At 75.7% G+C, this 16403-nt stretch carries 16 protein-coding genes; 9 read left to right on the top strand and 7 right to left on the bottom strand.

Going from position 1 to position 16403, the window contains the following annotated elements; all coding sequences use genetic code 11:
• Window positions 1-26 precede the first annotated feature (26 nt).
• The 3 genes from IEY99_RS10320 (at window position 27) to IEY99_RS10310 (ending at window position 2706) form a co-directional block, all read left to right on the top strand.
• Window positions 27-710, top strand: coding sequence for a response regulator transcription factor (locus tag IEY99_RS10320; RefSeq protein ID WP_189201754.1), 684 nt, complete (start codon window positions 27-29; stop codon window positions 708-710).
• Window positions 707-1966 carry a sensor histidine kinase gene (locus IEY99_RS10315; RefSeq protein WP_189201752.1) on the top strand — a complete coding sequence of 420 codons (1260 nt, stop codon included), beginning with the start codon at window positions 707-709 and terminating at the stop codon, window positions 1964-1966. Before IEY99_RS10320 ends, IEY99_RS10315 begins: the two co-directional genes overlap by 4 nt.
• Window positions 1967-2040: 74 nt before the next feature.
• Window positions 2041-2706: a PepSY domain-containing protein gene (locus tag IEY99_RS10310; RefSeq protein ID WP_189201750.1), complete on the top strand. Its 666-nt coding sequence runs from the start codon at window positions 2041-2043 to the stop codon at window positions 2704-2706.
• Between the two features lie 61 nt (window positions 2707-2767).
• Here the strand turns inward: IEY99_RS10310 and IEY99_RS10305 are convergent, their stop codons facing one another.
• Window positions 2768-4024: an APC family permease gene (locus IEY99_RS10305; protein ID WP_189201748.1), complete on the bottom strand. Its 1257-nt coding sequence runs from the start codon at window positions 4022-4024 to the stop codon at window positions 2768-2770.
• A gap of 64 nt (window positions 4025-4088) precedes the next feature.
• Entirely contained in the window at window positions 4089-4706 is a 618-nt protein-coding gene (locus tag IEY99_RS10300; protein ID WP_189201746.1) for a TIGR03085 family metal-binding protein, read from the bottom strand.
• A 169-nt stretch (window positions 4707-4875) separates the two neighbouring features.
• Here IEY99_RS10300 and IEY99_RS10295 point away from each other — a divergent pair, with 169 nt between their 5' ends.
• Both IEY99_RS10295 and IEY99_RS10290 read left to right on the top strand, forming a co-directional pair.
• Complete coding sequence (locus tag IEY99_RS10295; RefSeq protein WP_229798431.1) at window positions 4876-6663, top strand: ABC transporter ATP-binding protein; 1788 nt, start codon at window positions 4876-4878, stop codon at window positions 6661-6663.
• Window positions 6660-8432: an ABC transporter ATP-binding protein gene (locus IEY99_RS10290; RefSeq protein ID WP_189201742.1), complete on the top strand. Its 1773-nt coding sequence runs from the start codon at window positions 6660-6662 to the stop codon at window positions 8430-8432. The genes IEY99_RS10295 and IEY99_RS10290 overlap by 4 nt, the downstream gene beginning before the upstream one ends.
• Window positions 8433-8483: 51 nt before the next feature.
• Here IEY99_RS10290 and rpsD read toward each other — a convergent pair whose 3' ends face one another.
• Window positions 8484-9092: a 30S ribosomal protein S4 gene (rpsD, locus tag IEY99_RS10285; protein ID WP_189201740.1), complete on the bottom strand. Its 609-nt coding sequence runs from the start codon at window positions 9090-9092 to the stop codon at window positions 8484-8486.
• Between the two features lie 84 nt (window positions 9093-9176).
• On the opposite strand from rpsD, the gene IEY99_RS10280 reads away from it, so the two are divergent.
• Window positions 9177-9929 (top strand): DUF2470 domain-containing protein, encoded by a 753-nt coding sequence (locus IEY99_RS10280; protein ID WP_189201738.1) that lies wholly within the window; start codon window positions 9177-9179, stop codon window positions 9927-9929.
• On the opposite strand, the gene IEY99_RS10275 is transcribed toward IEY99_RS10280, so the two are convergent.
• The 4 genes from IEY99_RS10275 to IEY99_RS10260 form a co-directional block, all read right to left on the bottom strand.
• Window positions 9896-10498 carry a TetR/AcrR family transcriptional regulator gene (locus IEY99_RS10275; protein ID WP_189201736.1) on the bottom strand — a complete coding sequence of 201 codons (603 nt, stop codon included), beginning with the start codon at window positions 10496-10498 and terminating at the stop codon, window positions 9896-9898. The genes IEY99_RS10280 and IEY99_RS10275 overlap by 34 nt on opposite strands.
• Before the next feature lie 21 nt (window positions 10499-10519).
• A complete protein-coding gene (locus IEY99_RS10270; RefSeq protein ID WP_189201735.1) occupies window positions 10520-11254 on the bottom strand; it encodes an ABC transporter permease in 735 nt (244 codons plus the stop codon).
• Window positions 11251-11976 carry an ABC transporter ATP-binding protein gene (locus IEY99_RS10265; RefSeq protein WP_189201733.1) on the bottom strand — a complete coding sequence of 242 codons (726 nt, stop codon included), beginning with the start codon at window positions 11974-11976 and terminating at the stop codon, window positions 11251-11253. The genes IEY99_RS10270 and IEY99_RS10265 overlap by 4 nt, the downstream gene beginning before the upstream one ends.
• A 155-nt stretch (window positions 11977-12131) precedes the next feature.
• Window positions 12132-13679: a hypothetical protein gene (locus IEY99_RS10260; RefSeq protein ID WP_229798430.1), complete on the bottom strand. Its 1548-nt coding sequence runs from the start codon at window positions 13677-13679 to the stop codon at window positions 12132-12134.
• Window positions 13680-13897: 218 nt separating this feature from the next.
• On the opposite strand from IEY99_RS10260, the gene hisI reads away from it, so the two are divergent.
• From hisI to IEY99_RS10240, 3 genes are read left to right on the top strand one after another with little or no spacing between them, the layout of a single operon-like run.
• Window positions 13898-14293 carry a phosphoribosyl-AMP cyclohydrolase gene (gene hisI, locus IEY99_RS10250; RefSeq protein ID WP_189201727.1) on the top strand — a complete coding sequence of 132 codons (396 nt, stop codon included), beginning with the start codon at window positions 13898-13900 and terminating at the stop codon, window positions 14291-14293.
• Entirely contained in the window at window positions 14290-15831 is a 1542-nt protein-coding gene (locus IEY99_RS10245) for an anthranilate synthase component I (protein WP_189201725.1), read from the top strand. The genes hisI and IEY99_RS10245 overlap by 4 nt, the downstream gene beginning before the upstream one ends.
• A gap of 23 nt (window positions 15832-15854) precedes the next feature.
• Complete coding sequence (locus IEY99_RS10240) at window positions 15855-16397, top strand: Trp biosynthesis-associated membrane protein (RefSeq protein WP_229798429.1); 543 nt, start codon at window positions 15855-15857, stop codon at window positions 16395-16397.
• Window positions 16398-16403 lie beyond the last annotated feature (6 nt).

Here is a 16403-nt window from a genome sequence, read left to right as displayed (position 1 = left end):
GCCGTACGCCGGGATAGGTTCCCTGCGTGGCCCACCTGCTGCTGATCGAGGACGACTCGGCGATCCGGACGACCCTGCTGCGCGCCCTGCGCGAGCGCGGCCATGCCGTCGCCGCCTCGCACACCGCGATGGACGGGCTGCGGACCGCCCTGGACGAGCGTCCCGAGCTGGTCGTGCTCGACCTGGGCCTGCCCGACCTCGACGGGCGGGAGCTGCTGCGGATGCTGCGCGCGGTCAGCCGGGTCCCGGTGATCGTGGCGACCGCCCGCGACGACGAGACCGAGATCGTCCAGGTGCTGGACGCGGGCGCGGACGACTACATCGTCAAGCCGTTCACCGCCGCGCAGCTCGACGCGCGGGTGCGGGCGGTGCTGCGCCGCGGTGCCGGGCCCGAGGCGGCGTCGGCGGCGCTGACCGTCGGGGGCCTGCGGATCGACGCGGGCGCGCGGACCGCGACCCTCGACGGCGCGAGCCTCGACCTCACCCCGCGCGAGTTCGACCTGCTGCACCACCTCGCGGCGCGGGCCGGGCAGGTCGTCACCAAGCGGGAGCTGCTCAGCGAGGTGTGGCAGGTCCCGTACGGCGGCGCCGACAAGACGGTCGACGTGCACCTGTCCTGGCTGCGGCGCAAGCTGGGTGAGACGGCGCAGGAGCCGCGCTACCTGCACACGGTGCGCGGGGTGGGCGTACGCCTGAGCGAGCCGGCATGAGACGCCGGCTGGCCCTGCTCGTCGCGGCCACCACCTGCCTGGTGCTGATCGCCTTCCTGGTGCCGCTGGCGCTGCTGGTCCGGCAGGTCGCCGAGGACCGGGCGATCAGCCGGGCCCAGGGGGTGCTGCAGACCATCGTCCCGCTGATCGGCACCGGGGAGCTCGCTCTCGCCGTCGAGGGTCAGCCGGTGCCGGTCACCGTCTTCACCCCGGCCGGGGAGGTGATCGGGCAGCCGGCCGGGCGTACGCCGGCCGTCGAGCTGGCCGCCGCGCGGCGCGAGTCGTTCACCGTCGCGACCGGCGCGGACCGCGAGCTCGTCGTGCCGGTCGTCAGCGGCGGCGACACGTACGTGATCCGTACCGTGGTGCCCGCCGCGGAGCTGACCCGGGGCGTCACCCGGTCCTGGCTGGCGCTCGCCGCGCTGGGCGCGGCGCTGGTCGTGCTCGGGCTGGTGGTCGCGGACCGGCTGGCGCGTACCCTCGTCGCCCCGATCGCCGATCTCTCCGCGGTCTCGCACCGCCTGGCCCGGGCGGAGCTGTCCGCGCGGGCCGCGCCCGCCGGCCCGCCCGAGGTGCGCGAGGTGGCGGCGGCGCTCAACCACCTCGCCGGGCGGATCCAGGACCTGCTGCGGGAGGAACGCGAGCACGTGGCGGACCTGTCCCACCGGCTGCGGACCCCGCTCACCGCGCTGCGGCTGGAGGCCGAGTCGCTGCGCGACCCGCAGGAGGCGGCCCGGGTGGCCGCGGCCGCGGACGGCGTGGCCCGGGCGGTCACCGCGGTGATCCAGCAGGCCCGCCGCCGCGGCGGCGAGCGGCGCGCCTGCGACGCGGCGGCGGTCGTCGCCGACCGGGTCGCCTTCTGGACCGTGCTCGCCGAGGACACCGACCGTCCGGTACGCCGCGAGCTGCCGAGCGGCCCGCTCCCGGTGGCGATCCCCGCCGACGAGCTGGCGGCGGCCCTCGACGCCCTGCTCGGCAACGTCTTCGCGCACACCCCCGACGGCACGGCGCTCGAGGTGACGCTGGCGCCCCGGCCCGGCGGCGGCGCGGTGCTCACGGTGGCCGACGACGGCCCCGGCTTCCCGCCGGACGCCCTGCGCCGCGGCGCGTCCGGCAGCGGCTCGACCGGCCTCGGGCTGGACATCGCCCGCCGGGCGGCGGAGGCGGGTGGCGGCACGCTGCGCGCCGGCGCGGCCCCCGGCGGCGGCGCCCGGGTGACCGTCGAGGTCGCCGGGCCGGCCTTAACCCGGCCTTAGGGATCACACAGCGCCGCCATAGCCCGCGCCGAGGCACCTTGTCCAGGTCAGCTTCACCGACCACGGAGGTTCTCATGATCAGGCTTCGTACGGCTTCCGCCCTGGCCGCGGGTACCGTCGCCGCGCTCACCCTCGGCGGCGTGGCGCTCGCGGCCGACGGCGCCGACGACTCGTCCGGCGCGGTGCGGATGCTGCCCAACGGCGACGTCGTCTCGCCCTCGCCGACGTCCGGCGACGACTCGTCCGACGACTCGCCGTCGCCGTCGGCCTCGGCCACCTCGGGCGCCGGCCCGGCCGCCGCGGGGGCGATCAGCCTCGACGCGGCGAAGGCGATCGCGATCCGGGCGGCCGGGGGCGGCCGCGTCGACAGCGTCGAGACCGAGACCGAGCACGGGCGCGCGGTGTGGGACGTCGACGTGATCGTGGGCGGCGTGGAGCACGACATCCACGTCGACCGGGCGACCGGCGCGGTGCTGCGCCACCGCACCGACGACCGCACCGGCGACGACCGGGGCCGCGGCCGGGGCAGCGACGACACCGGGGCGGACGACCGGGGCCGCGGCCGGGGCAGCGACGACGGCCCGGGCGACGACCGCCGCGGCCGGGGCAGCGACGACGGCGCGGGCGACGACCGCGGCGGCCGGGGTGGCGACGACAGCGGCAGTGACGACCGGGGCCGCGGCGACGACGACGGCGGCGACGACAGCGACGACGACCGGGGTCGCGGTTCCGACGACTGATCGTGCTTTCCGAAGGCGGCGCCGCTCTCCAGCGCCGCCTTCGTCCGCCGGGCCGGGGCGCCTACGGCAGCGACTCCACCGGGTCCGTGGCCGGCTCCGGCGCGATCGGGCCGGCGCCGGGCCGGGAGGCGTAGGCGACCGCGCCTCCGGCGACGACCAGGCTGAGCAGGGCGGGCGGGCCGTTGAGCACCAGCAGGCCCAGGGTCGCCGCGAAGGCGAGAGCGGCGCCGCGGCGCGACCAGCCCCGCGGGAGCAGCTTCAGCGCGGCGGCGGTGCCCAGCACGTACACCAGCGTGAAGCACCCGGTGACCAGGAGCATGGTGGTGTGCAGGCCGATCGGCAGCAGCATCGCCACCAGGCTCCCGGCGGTCACCACGGCCAGCGACCGGCGCGGGGTGCCGACCGGCCCGGCGGGCAGCGCGCCGTCGCGGGCCAGGGCGACCCCGAGCCGCGACGCCCCGGCGAGGTAGGCGTTCACCGCGCCGACGGTCAGCAGCACCGCGACGACCGCGGTGACCGCGCGGACCGGCCCGCCGATGCCCGCCGCGAGCAGGTCGGCCAGGGGAGCCGGGCTGTCGCCGACGGCCGGGCCGAGCACGAGGACGCTGGCGGCGGCCACCGCGAGGTAGAGCACGCCCACGACGAGGACGGCCGCGGCGGTGGCCCGGGGCACGTCCCGGCGCGGGTCGCGGTATTCGCCGGACAGCGACGAGACGGCCTCCCAGCCCGCGAAGCCCCACACCAGGATGGCCGCGGCTGCGCCGACCCCGGCCCAGCCGTGCGGGGCGAACGGCGTGAGGTTGGCCAGGCGGGCGTGCGGCAGGGCCGCCACGACGGCGACCACCAGCAGCATGGCGAGGGCGCCGGCGAGGTAGAGCTGCACCCGGCCGGAGATCTGCAGCCCGAACCAGTTCATCGTGGCGACGACGGTCAGCACGCCCAGGAACGTCGCCACGATCGCGGTGCGGCCGCCGCCGGTGACGTCGGCGACGTATCCGCCCGCGAAGGCGGCCGCCGCCGGGGCGCCGAGCGGCACGGCGAAGTAGAAGCACCAGCCCACCGCGGCGGCGGCGCGCGGGCCGAAGGCGAGCCGGACGTACGTGGAGACCCCGCCGCCGTCCGGATGGCGCGCCCCGAGCGCGGCGAAGGTCCAGGCCAGCGGCGCCGACAGCAGGATGAGGGCGAGCCAGGCGAGCAGCGAGGCGGGTCCGGCCACCCGGGCGGCCAGCGCCGGCATGGAGATCACGCCGGTGCCGAGGACGGCGCCGACGCAGAGCGCGGTGCCCTGGGCCCGGGACAGGGTGCCGGTGGAGATCATGCGCCCAACCTAGGGGTCGACCGGCCCCGCCTCCGAGCCGATTTCGCCGGTCAGCGGGGCCGGCTCACATGCTCAACCGCGCCGTGCGGATGCTCTCGTCGCCGGTCACCTCGACCCGCGCGACCTGCTGCCGCCCGGCGAGGAAGAGCGCGAGCTCGCCCGGGGCGCCGGTCAGGACGGTCACCGGCGTGCCGTCGCCCACCTGGAACTCGCCGAAGCCGGGCGCCTGCACGCGGACCGGCCGGCGCAGGCGGCGCAGGGTGAGCCGCGCGGTGAACCGCACCGCCCGCCAGATCGCGTCCTGCTGGCCGCGGTCCAGCGTTCGCGGCTCCCAGCCCGGGCGGGCCCGGCGGACGTCCTCGTGATGGATGAAGAACTCGAGGGCGTTGGCGAGCTCGTCGGTCAGGGGGTTGCTGACCGGGCTCCACCAGGGCGGGTTGCGGACGTCGTGGACCACGTCGGCGTACTGCCGGGCGGCGGCGGCTTGCCGGACGTGCTCGGTGTGCCCGGCCAGGGGCGGGACGAGGGCGCCCACCATCGCGTCCGGGCGGCGCTCGCGGACGACCAGGTGGGCGGCGAGGTCCCGGGTGGTCCAGCCGGCGCACAGGGTCGGGGCGTCCGGGCCCACCTCGCGCAGCAGGCCGGCGAGCAGCGCCCGTTCCGTACGCGCATAGTCACTCATGGAAGCGATGGTAGGCAGGTCCCCCGCGATCCGCCCGGCGGCCGCCGCGGGCTGCGCCCCGGTGTAACGGCGGACACAATGGAAATCCCGTGGCAACGGACCGGCGGTTCGGCAGGATGGAATGGTAAGGCCGGACAGGGCGGCGGGGACTTACCAGAGGCGGGGGAACTTGACCACGAAGGCCAGCCGCGACGTGCTCGGCCGCGGCCTTCGGGTCCTCGGCCGCGCGATCCGCACCGAGCCCCGTCTCTTCGCGGTCGGCACCGCCGGCAGCAGCCTCTTCGGGCTGCTCGTCATCGCCAACGCCTACGTGGTGGGCGCCGTCATCGGTCACGTGGTCGTGCCCGCCTTCACCGAGCGCCGCGCCGGTGCGGCCGCGCTGGCGACGATCGCGGCGGTGTTCCTCGGCATCGCCGTCCTGCGCGTGGCCGCGATCTTCGGCCGCCGGCTCGGCGCGGGCTTCATGCAGTTCCGGCTGCAGGCGCGCTACCGCCGGGCGGTCACCCGGCGCTATCTTTCGCTGCCGCCCGCCTGGCACCAGCGGCACGCCACCGGCACGCTGTTGTCCAACGCCAACTCCGACGTGGAGGCGGCTTTCGTCCCGATCGCCCCGCTGCCGTTCGCGGTCGGGACGATCGTCATGATCCTCGGCGCGATGGTCTCGCTGTTCCTCACCGACTGGGTGCTCGCGCTGGTCGGCGTGGCCCTCTTCCCGGCGCTGTTCGGCCTCAACCTGGTCTACTCCCGCCGCATGTCGCCGCGGCAGATCCGCGCCCAGCGGCTGCGGGCGAAGGTGAGCGCGGTCGCGCACGAGAGTTTCGACGGCGCCCTGGTGGTCAAGACCATGGGCCGCGAAGCCGACGAGGACCGGCGCTTCCGCGAGCAGGTGACCGAGCTGCGCGACGCGCTCGTCTCCGTCGGCCGGCTGCGCGGCCTCTTCGACCCGCTCATGGACAGCCTGCCCAGCGTGGGCACCCTGGCCGTGCTGCTGCTCGGCGCCTGGCGGCTGCAGACCGGCGCACTCGGCGTCGCCGAGCTGGTCAGCGTCGCGTTCCTGTTCACCGTCCTGGCCTTCCCGGTCCGCGCGATCGGCTGGGTGGTCGCCGAGCTGCCGCGCAGCGTCGCCGGCTGGGAGCGGGTCCAGGCCGTGCTCGCCGCCGACGGCGACCTCGCGTACGGGCCGGTCGAGCCGGTCGGTCACGGCCCGGCGGCGCTCACCTTCGACCAGGTCCACTTCGCGTACGGCGAGGACGCCGAGGTCCTGCACGACGTCTCCTTCACCGTCCCGGCCGGCAGGACGGTCGCCCTGGTCGGCGCGACCGGCTCCGGCAAGTCGACCATCGCGTCGCTGGCCGTACGCCTGGTCGACCCGGACAGCGGCACGGTACGGCTGGACGGCACGCCGCTTCCCGAGCTCAGCGAACGGGCCCTGGCGGCGGCCACCGCGCTCGTGTCGCAGGTGCCGTTCGTCTTCGACGACACCGTCCGCGGCAACGTGACGCTGGACCGCGAGGGAATCGACGAGGACGCGGCGTGGGCGGCCCTGCGGCTGGCCGCGGCCGACGGCTTCGTGGCCAAGCTGCCGCAGGCGCTGGAGACCGCGGTCGGCGAGCGCGGCACCTCGCTCTCGGGCGGCCAGCGGCAGCGGCTCACCCTGGCCCGGGCCCTGGCCGGGCGGCCGCGCCTGCTCGTGCTGGACGACGCCACCAGCGCGGTCGACCCGCGGGTCGAGGCGGCGATCCTGGCGTCGCTGCGCGGGGCCGACGCCGGTGCCTCGATCCTGGTGGTCGCCTACCGGAGGGCCACGATCGCACTCGCCGACGAGGTGGTCTACCTGGAGGACGGCAAGGTCGTCGCGACCGGAACCCACACCCGGCTGATGGAGACGGAGCCGGGCTACCGCGCGCTCGTCACCGCGTACGAGAAGACCCACGCTTCCGAGGTGGTGCAGCCATGACCGCGGCCGTCGCAGAGGAGGGCATGCTCGCGACCGTACGGCGCGGCATCGCGCTCTCGCCCGAGCTGCGGCCCGGGCTCGCCGGCACCCTGGTGCTGGCGTTCGTGTCCATGGCCGGCCGGGTCGCCGTGCCCATCGCGATCCAGCAGGGCATCGACCGCGGCATCCGCGCGAGCGGCGGCCCGGACCTGGGCACGGTCGGCCTGATCGTCCTGCTCACCCTCGCGGTGCTCGCGGTCTCGACCACCTGCGGGTACGCGATGACCCGCCGGCTGTTCACGGTCAGCGAGACCGCCCTGGCCGGGCTGCGCTCCCGCACGTTCCGGCACATCCACGACCTGTCCATGCTGCACCAGCAGTCGGAGCGGCGCGGCTCGCTGGTCTCCCGGGTCACCGGCGACGTCGACCAGATCACCCAGTTCCTGCAGACCGGCGGCGTCATGTTGCTGCTGACCAGCGGCCAGGTGGTGGTCACCACGGTCGTCATGGTCGTGTACTCGTGGCAGCTGACGCTGGTGGTCTTCGCCGCGTTCGTGCCGGCGGTCGTGGTGATCCGGCTGTTCCAGCGGCGCCTCGCCGGGGCCTACCGGGTCGTGCGGGAACGCACCGGGGTCATGCTCGGCGTGATCGCCGAGAGCGTCGTCGGTGCCACGGTGATCCGCGCGTACGGTGTCGCCGGGCGTACCGGCAGGCGCCTCGACACGGCCGTCGAGGAGCTGCGCGTCGCGCAGCAGCGCGCCCTGCGGACCAGCGTGATCAGCTTCTCGACCGGCGAGATCGCGGCCGGTGCCGCGCTGGCGGCGACCGTGGTGGTGGGGGTGCTGCTCGGGGTGGACGGCGGGCTCAGCATCGGCGAGCTCACCGCCTTCCTGTTCCTCGTGACCCTGTTCATCCAGCCGGTGCAGATCGCCACCGAGGTGCTCAACGAGGCCCAGAACGCGGTGGCCGGCTGGCGCCGGGTGCTGGACGTGCTGGACGTCCGCCCGGACGTCGCCGACCCGGGCGCCGGCGGTGTGTCCCTGCCGGCCGGGCCGCTGTCCGTACGGTTCCGCGACGTCTCGTACCGCTACCCCGGGGGTCCGGTCGTGCTCTCCGGGGTGGACCTGGAGATTGCGGCACGGACCAAAGTCGCGGTGGTCGGCGAGACCGGCAGCGGCAAGACGACCTTCGCGAAGCTGCTCACCCGCCTGATGGACCCGGCCGGCGGCGAGGTGCTGCTGAGCGGGACGCCGCTGACCGCCGTACGGTTCGACTCGCTGCGCTCGCGGGTGGTGATGGTCCCGCAGGACGGCTTCCTCTTCGACGCGACCGTGGCGGAGAACATCCGCTTCGCCCGGCCCGCCCTCACCGACGGCGAGCTGACGGCGGCGTTCGGGGAGCTGGGACTCGCGGACTGGCTGGCCGGGCTGCCGCGCGGGCTCGACACCCCGGTCGGCGAGCGCGGCGAGGCGCTGAGCGTGGGGGAGCGGCAGCTCGTGGCGCTGGTACGGGCGTACGTCGCCGACCCCGACCTGCTGGTGCTCGACGAGGCCACCAGCGCCGTCGACCCGGCCACCGAGGTACGGCTGCAGCACGCCCTGGACGCGGTCACCCGGGGCCGGACGACAGTGGCGATCGCGCACCGGCTGTCCACCGCCGAGTCCGCCGACGAGGTGATCGTGGTCGACGCCGGCCGGGTGGTGCAGCGGGGCCCGCACGCCGAGCTGCTCCGGGACCCGGAGTCGATCTACGCCAAGCTGTACGCGAGCTGGCTCGAGCAGACGCACTGAGGCCCCGGCACCGTCGTCGCGTGCCGGGGCCCGGTGTGCGGGACGGGCGCCTCAGCGGGCGTAGAACTCGACGACGAGCTGTTCGTCGCAGACCACCGGCACCTCGGCACGCTCCGGCTTGCGCAGCACCGTGGTGCGCAGCTCCTCGATCACCGTCGACAGGTACGGCGCGGTCGGCCCGTCGAGGTGCACGCCGGTCGCCGCTATCTGGAACGGCGGCTTCTGCCGGCTGCTCTCGCGGACCTCGACCACCTGGCCGGGCTTGAGCCGGTAGGACGGGCGGTCGACCTTCTTGCCGTCCACCGTGAAGTGGCCGTGGGCGACGAGCTGGCGGGCCTGGTAGATGGTGCGGGCCAGGCCGGCGCGCTGCACGGTCGCGTCGAGGCGGCTCTCCAGCAGGGCGACCATGTTCTCGCCGGTCTTGCCCTCCTTACGGTGCGCGTCGTCGTACGCCCTGCGCATCTGCGCCTCGCTGATGTTGTACTGGTGCCGCAGCCGCTGCTTCTCCAGGAGTCGTACCTGGTAGTCGGACTGCTTGCGCCGGCCGCGGCCGTGCACGCCCGGCGGGAACGGGCGCCGCTCGAAGTACTTCACGCACTTGCGCGTCAGCGGGATGCCGAGTGCCCGCGACAGCCGGGCCTTGGGTCGGGAGTTGTTCACGGGCGATCTTTCCTTCGGTACGGGATGCTACGGTTAGCCTCGCCTTACTAAGGTTAGCCTAACCGAGGCCCGGAGGTTCCTGACATGCAGCCCACCCATGCCGAGCTCGCGCGGACACTCGCGGCCGGCCACCTGCCCGCCACCGCACACATCGCCTGCCGTCCGGGACCGCTTCCGGTGCGCCACGTGACCGACGCGCACGGCCGGGTGCTGCTGCTCTCGCCGCGCGACGGCGCGGTCACCGCCGCGCTCGGCCCGGCGCCCGGCGCCGACGACACGGCCCTGGTCCTGGACATCCCCGACGTGCCGCCGGTGGCCGGCGCGCCCTCCCTGGGCCGGGTGTGGGTCTCCGGGTGGGCCACCCTGCTCACCGGCGACGAGGCCCGCCGGGCCGCGCTCGACTACGCCGACAGCGACCCGGCCTCCGACCTGCTCGACGTCGGCACCACCCAGGTCATCCACCGGATGGACGTCGCCGAGGTGCGCTACGAGCGGCACGGCGTCCTGGTCGAGGTCGACCCGGACGAGTTCGCCGAGGCCGGGCCGGACCCGCTGCGTGCCATCGAGTTCGATTTGATCACCGACCTCGCCGACCACCACGTCGAGGAGATGGCCGGCTACGTGCGCCGCCAGCTCGGCCCGGCCGCCGAGCCCGGCGACGAGCCCCGCGTGGTCCGTCTCGACCGCTACGGCTTCCTGGTCCGCCTCGGTACCCGGCTGGCCCGGCTGTCGTTCCCGCGCCCGGTGGCCGACCGCCACGACCTCGCCCATCTGCTGCACCCGGTGCTCTGCCGCCGGTGCGCTCAGCACACTCCGGGCAACTCGTCGGTCAGATAGCGCTGCACGCTCGGGCCGACCGCGGCCACCAGCGTCTGCGGGTCGGCCGAGGCGACCGGCTCCACCTTGAGCACGTAGCGGACCACGGCCAGCCCGGCTATCTGCGTGGCGACCAGGGCCGCGCGCATCGGTGCCTCCCGCGCGTCGATGCTCAGCTCGGCCACCGCCCGGCGCAGCACCTGCGTGACCACGAACTCGCGCATCAGCCGGGCGGTCCACTCGTTGCTCATCGCCGAGCGCATGAGCGCCACCGCGGCCGAGCCGGCGGGGGAGTCCCACACGCTCAGGACCAGCGCGACCAGGCGCGCGCCGGCCTCCTCGCGAGGCCCGGCGAGCGCCTTCGGCACGAGCTCGGCGGGGTCGACCGGCGAGTTCATGCTCGCCAGGAAGAGTTTCTCCTTGGTGCCGAAGTAGTGGTGCACCAGTGCGGGATCGACCCCGGCCTCACCGGCGATGGCCCGGATCGAGGCCTTGTCGAAGCCGCGCTCGGCGAAGACCGTGCGGGCGGCCTCCAGGATGGACTGCTTGGTGTCCTGGTTGCCCGGACGCCGCCCGCTGCGCCGTACCAAAGAAGGTCTCTCCCGTCCGTCTCAGCCGGTGCGGCGCCGCAGCGTCGCGGCCGCCAGCACCAGGGCCACGATCGCGGCCCCCGTCACGATCGCCAGGTCGCGCCACATCGTCGCGGTGGGGTCGGCGTGCCGGCCGACCTGCATCAGGGCGTCCACCGCGTAGGACAGGGGGAAGGCGTCGCTGGTGGCCTGCAACCAGCCCGCCATCTGGCCCCGCGGCACGAACAGCCCGCAGAGCAGCAGCTGCGGCACGACCACCACCGGTAGGAACTGTACGGCCTGGAACTCGGTGCGGGCGAAGGCGCTGCAGAACAGCCCCAGCGCCACCCCGAGCACCGCGTTGACCACGGCGATGAGCACCACGAGCCCGGGGCTGCCGACGGTGTCGAGCCCGAGCAGCCGGTACGCCGCCCCGACCGCCACCGCCGCCTGCACCGTGGCGGCCAGGCCGAACGCGAGCCCGTAGCCGAAGAGCAGGTCGAGCTTGCCGAGCGGGGTGGTCAGCAGCCGCTCGAGGGTGCCGGTGGTGCGCTCGCGCAGCATGGCGATGCTGGTCACCAGGAACATGATCACGAAGGGGAAGATGCCGAGCATGACCAGCGCGATCCGGTCGAACGTGGGCCCGGCGTCGTACATGTAGAACAGCAGGGTCAGCAGTGCCGCCGGGACGACGACCAGCAGCGCGACCGTACGCCGGTCGTGGCGCAGCTGGCGCAGGATCCGGGCGGCCGTGCTCAGCGTGATCCGGACGTTCATCGGGCGTCGACCTCCTCGCGGTCGCGGATGAGGCGCAGGAACGCCTCCTCGAGGTCCTCGGTGCCGGCCGCGGCGCGGATGGCCGCGGGCGAGTCGTCGCCGATCAGCCGGCCCTCGCGGATCAGCAGCAGCCGGTCGCAGCGCCCCGCCTCGTCCATGACGTGACTCGACACGAGCAGCGTCGTGCCCTCGGCGGCGAGGGCGTGGAACTTCGCCCACAGGTCGGCGCGCAGCACCGGGTCCTGCCCGACGGTCGGCTCGTCCAGCACCAGCAGGCGCGGCTTGCCGATCATCGCGCAGGCGAGCGAGGCGCGGCTGCGCTGCCCGCCGGAGAGGTTCCCGACCAGCTGCCCGGCGGCGCCGCTCAGGCCGACGTCGGCGAGGGCCCGCTCGGCGTCGGCGGCGGACAGGCCGTGGAGCGAGGCGAAATACCGGGCGTTCTCCCGTACGGACAGATCGGCGTAGACGCTGGGAGCCTGCGTCACGTAGCCGACGCTGCGGCGCAGGGCCGCCGTGCCGGCCGGCTGACCCAGCACGGTGACGGTGCCCGAGCGGACGATCTGCACCCCGACGACCGCCCGGATGAGCGTCGTCTTGCCGCTGCCGCTGGGCCCCAGCAGCCCGGTGACGCTCCCGGCCGGCACGGTGCAGGAGATCCCGTGCAGGACCCGCCGCCCGCCGCGCTCGACCACGAGGTCCCGGACCTCGATGGCGCTGGTCATGGTTGCCTCCGAAGAACTCATCAAGTGTTGAGTTCAACGGTAGGTGAATTTCGCGGCGGGGGCAACGACGCGCCGGCAAGGTGGCACGCGGGCATGACAAAGGCCGCGGTCCCGCACGAAGCGGGACCGCGGCCTGAGGGTCTGCCCGGACGGGCCTAGAGGGCCAGGATGCGGTCGAGGAACTCCCGGTAGCCGCGCATCGCCATGCGCATGCTCTCCGTGTCCGGCATCGCGGTGCCCCGCATCGGGTCGAGCTCGTCGCGCTGCCGCAGCATCGACTCGGTCAGCTCGTGCGCGGCCTCGGTGAGCAGGTCGTGCGCCCGGGCGAGGGCGGCCGCCGGGTCGTCGACGAACAGCGCCTTGACCTCGTGCCACTCGCTGCGGAAGCGGTCGCTGGCCGCCTCGTCCCAGAACGCGATCGGGCGGTGGTCCAGGTCGCCGGGGCGCAGCGGCCCGCCGTCCTCCGCTGCCCGCCGCCCGGCCGGGCCTTCGCCGGCGGCCCGCCGGCTCCCCGGACGGCCCGCCGTCGCGTCGTCGCCCCCGGCCGCGCGGGCGCCCGCCGTCGTGCCCGGCGTGGCGGCCCGGCGCCTGGCCGCCTGCTCCTGGTCGGCGGCGTGGCGCTCGGCCGGCTCCGGAACGGCCCCCTGGCCGGCGGTACCCGCGCCGGTTTCGGGGCGGATCCACTGACCCGCCTGCTCCGCCGCGGGCGCAGCGGCCAGCGGATCACCGCCGGACGGGATGAAGGCGCCCGGGAACGGGCCGAGAGCCGGGATCCCGTCGGCGGCGCTCAGCGGGCCGGGCACGGCGGCGTCGCCGTGCGACGGCAGCGCCCAGGCGTCGTGCGCGCCGCTGCCGGCGTCCCGCGACTCGCGCCGCGGCGCCTGGGCCTCGCGCCCGGCCTCGCGCGGGTCCTGCACCGCGTCGTCGGTGGCGTACCGGTCCTCGTCCGCGGCGGCCGGGCCCGGGGCGCCGGTGAGCGGCGGGACCGGGGCCGATCCGGCGGCGGGCGGCCCGCTCACCGGGCGGCGGGCGGCGATGTCGCCGTCCGGGTCGGCCGGCAGGTCCGGCAGCAACGGGTTCCCGGCCGCCGCGAACGGCGACGGTGCGTACAGCGGCGGGGTCTCCGGCGGAGGCGCGAACGGCGAGCGCGACATCGGCAGCGCGCCGTTGATCGCCGGCGACTGCCCGTTCAGCGGCGTGCCGTTGGTCTGCGACCGGCCGCCGTGTCGCGGTCCGGTCTGTCCGTTGCGGTGCCCGTTCGTCTCCACGGGGTGGAAGCCTCCCTGATCGTTCCAGCGCGATCCGTTGCTGATGCCGCTCGGCCGCGGCCCGGCGCTCCCCGGGCCCGGCACGCCGCCCCCGGCTCCTGGCACGCCGTCCCCGGCTCCTGGCACGCCGTCCCCGGCTCCTGGCACGCCGTCCCCGGCTCCCGGCTCGCCGCCCCCGGGCTTGTCACCCCCGGGCTTGTCACCCCCGGGCTTGTAGCCCCCGGGCCTGTCGCCACCGGGGTTGCCGCGCCCGGCCCCCGGCTCGCCGCCGCCGAGCCGCGGCCTGGTGCCGCCGATCTCGTCTTCGTCGGTCTCGCGGGCCGGCGTAGGTCGGGTGAGCGGGCTGTCGCGGGCCGGTGCGGGCCCCGTGGGTGGCCAGAAGCGGGCGAAGTCACGGGACTGCCGGCCGTCCTCGGGGCTGGCCGTCGGCTCCATCTTCGAGACTCCCGTCGCGGTGGCGGCGCGACCCGTCCGGAGGGGGCGGGCGGGCGCGGACGCGCCGCCTGCGGGGCAGGCACGGCGCAGGACGACGGTACCGTCCCCGGCTGCGCCGTCACACCCCCTGTGCGCGATGGTGACCGGATCGTGCGTTAGAGGACCGAGGGGAGTCTCGGCGCGCGACCGCCCGGGCGCGTACGAGACAATCTGGCACTGTGCCTGTCACAGACCTCGAGAATCAGCCCGCCCGGCCGTCCGCCCTCGACCCGGCGATCGCCGCCCGCCTGCGCCGCACCCCGGACGGCCTGGTCGCCGCCGTCGTGCGCGAGCATGCCACCGGCGACGTCCTGATGCTGGCGTGGATGGACGACGAGGCGCTGCACCGCACCCTCACCTCGGGCCGGGCCACCTACTGGTCGCGCAGCCGCCGGGAGTACTGGGTGAAGGGCGCGACGTCGGGGCACCACCAGTACGTCCGTTCCGTCGCCCTGGACTGCGACGGCGACGCCCTGCTGGTCACGGTGGACCAGGTCGGCGCGGCCTGCCACACGGGGACGCGTACGTGCTTCAGCGACGAGCTGCCCGTCGAGCGCCCGGAGGAGAACTCATGACCAGCGGTGCCGTGACGCCCGACGAGGCCGGTTTCGTCGCCGAGGCGGCGCGCCGCCGGGTGGTGCCGGTGACCCGGCGGCTGCTCGCCGACGGGGAGACGCCCATCGGGGTCTACCGCAAGCTCGCCGGCGGCCCGGGCACCTTCCTGCTGGAGTCCGCCGAGCAGGGCGCCGGGTCCGCGGCCTGGTCGCGCTACTCCTTCGTCGGGGTGCGCAGCGCCGCCACGCTGGTCGAGCGCGACGGTGCCGCGGTCTGGCTGGGCAGCCCGCCGGCGGGCGTACCGATGGGCGGTGACCCGGTGGCCGCCCTGCGGGAGACGGTCGCGGCGCTCGCCGCGCCGGGCGGGGAACGGACCGGCGACGGGCTGCCTCCGCTGACCGGCGGCATGGTCGGATATCTCAGCTACGACCTGGTCCGCCGGTTCGAGCGCCTGCCCGCCACCGCCGAGGACGACCTTCCCTTGCCCGAGCTGGGCATGATGCTCGCCACCGACCTCGTGGTGCTGGACCACTTCGACGGTTCGGCGATCCTGGTCGCCAACGCGGTGCTGCCCGCCGGCGCCGACGCGGAGACCGCGCGCGCCGCGTACCACCAGGCGGTGGGGCGTCTCGACGCGATGACCACCGCGCTGTCCCGGCCCACCCCGCCGATGATCTCCACGGTGGAGCGGGCGCCGGCCGGCGACGTGGTCAGCCGTACCGCGCCGGGCGACTACCAGAAGGCGGTCGCCGCGGCCAAGGAGGCGATCCGGGCCGGCGAGTGCTTCCAGATCGTCGTCGCGCAGCGCTTCGAGCGGGCCACCGACGCCGACCCGCTGGACGTCTACCGGGTGCTGCGGGCGACGAACCCCAGTCCGTACATGTATCTGCTGCGGTTCGACGACTTCGACATCGTCGGCTCGTCGCCGGAGGCGCACCTCAAGGTCAGCGCCGCCGACGGGGGCGTACGCCGGGCCCTGCTGCACCCCATCGCCGGCACCCGGTGGCGCGGTGCGACCCCGGAGCGCGACAACGCCCTCGCCGCCGAGCTGCTCGCCGACCCGAAGGAGCGCGCCGAGCACGTGATGCTCGTCGACCTGGGGCGCAACGACCTGGGCCGGGTCTGCCGCGCGGGCACGGTCGAGGTGCCGGATTTCGCGCGCATCGAGCGCTACAGCCACGTCATGCACATCGTCTCCACGGTCGTCGGCGAGCTGCGCGACGACCGGACGGCCTTCGACGCGCTCGCCGCGACGTTCCCGGCCGGCACGCTGTCGGGCGCGCCGAAGGTCCGGGCCATGGAGATCATCGAGAGCCTGGAACCGACCCGCCGCGGCCTGTACGGCGGCACGGTCGGCTACTTCGGCTTCGCCGGCGACATGGACATGGCCATCGCGATCCGTACGGCGCTGATGCGTGGCGGCACGGCGTACGTCGGCGCGGGAGCCGGCATCGTGGCCGACTCCGACCCGGCCGCCGAGGAGCAGGAGACCCGCAACAAGGCCGCCGCCGTGCTCGCCGCGATCGCCGCCGCCGAGACCCTGCGCGCCGCCCGGTGACCGGTTCCGGCCGCAGGCTCGGCGTGACGGTCCTGTGCTGCGCCGCGGGCGCCGGCCTGGCGCTCTACGGCATCACCCGCACCTGGGCGGTCGAGGTGACCACCCGGCCGGGCCTGAGCGACCTGACCACGGCGCGCACCGGCGCCGACCTCGCGCCGTGGGTGGTCGGCCTGGCACTGGCCGCGCTGGCCGGAGCCGGCGCGCTGCTCGCCACCCGGGGCGTGGCCCGGCGCGGGCTGGGCGCGTTGCTGGCGCTCGCCGGCGCCGCGGTGGCCGCCGGGGCGGTCCTGGGCCGCAGCGGGGCCGAGGCCGGAGCGGCCGGCGCGGGCGCCACGCTCGGGCCGGTCGTCTGCGTCCTCGGCGGGCTGCTGGTGGTGGCCGGCGGCTGGCGGGCGCTGCGGCACGGCCACGAGTGGCCGTCCATGGGGGCGCGCTACGAGCGCCGCCCGCCGGCGCCCGCGGCGCCGCCGGCCGGCGAGGCCGGGCGGGCCGGCGCCGACCGGCCGGTCGACACGAGGGCGGCGTGGGACGCGCTCGATCGCGGAGACGACCCCACCGAGGCCTGAGCGCCG

This window comes from Couchioplanes azureus (assembly GCF_014648355.1).
GTDB classification, from domain to species: domain Bacteria; phylum Actinomycetota; class Actinomycetes; order Mycobacteriales; family Micromonosporaceae; genus Actinoplanes; species Actinoplanes azureus.
Note: the sequence above shows the minus strand (reverse complement) of the source record. Positions and strands in the feature narration are given on the sequence as shown.

Excerpts from the sequence above, each read along its gene's own strand:
- IEY99_RS10310 (WP_189201750.1), top strand. The coding sequence starts at position 2,041 with ATGATCAGGCTTCGTACGGCTTCCGCCCTGGCCGCGGGTACCGTCGCC.
- IEY99_RS10265 (WP_189201733.1), bottom strand. The coding sequence starts at position 11,976 with ATGACCAGCGCCATCGAGGTCCGGGACCTCGTGGTCGAGCGCGGCGGG.
- IEY99_RS10280 (WP_189201738.1), top strand. The coding sequence starts at position 9,177 with ATGCAGCCCACCCATGCCGAGCTCGCGCGGACACTCGCGGCCGGCCAC.
- IEY99_RS10260 (WP_229798430.1), bottom strand. The coding sequence starts at position 13,679 with ATGGAGCCGACGGCCAGCCCCGAGGACGGCCGGCAGTCCCGTGACTTC.
- IEY99_RS10305 (WP_189201748.1), bottom strand. The coding sequence starts at position 4,024 with ATGATCTCCACCGGCACCCTGTCCCGGGCCCAGGGCACCGCGCTCTGC.
- IEY99_RS10245 (WP_189201725.1), top strand. The coding sequence starts at position 14,290 with ATGACCAGCGGTGCCGTGACGCCCGACGAGGCCGGTTTCGTCGCCGAG.
- IEY99_RS10315 (WP_189201752.1), top strand. The coding sequence starts at position 707 with ATGAGACGCCGGCTGGCCCTGCTCGTCGCGGCCACCACCTGCCTGGTG.
- IEY99_RS10290 (WP_189201742.1), top strand. The coding sequence starts at position 6,660 with ATGACCGCGGCCGTCGCAGAGGAGGGCATGCTCGCGACCGTACGGCGC.
- IEY99_RS10270 (WP_189201735.1), bottom strand. The coding sequence starts at position 11,254 with ATGAACGTCCGGATCACGCTGAGCACGGCCGCCCGGATCCTGCGCCAG.
- IEY99_RS10300 (WP_189201746.1), bottom strand. The coding sequence starts at position 4,706 with ATGAGTGACTATGCGCGTACGGAACGGGCGCTGCTCGCCGGCCTGCTG.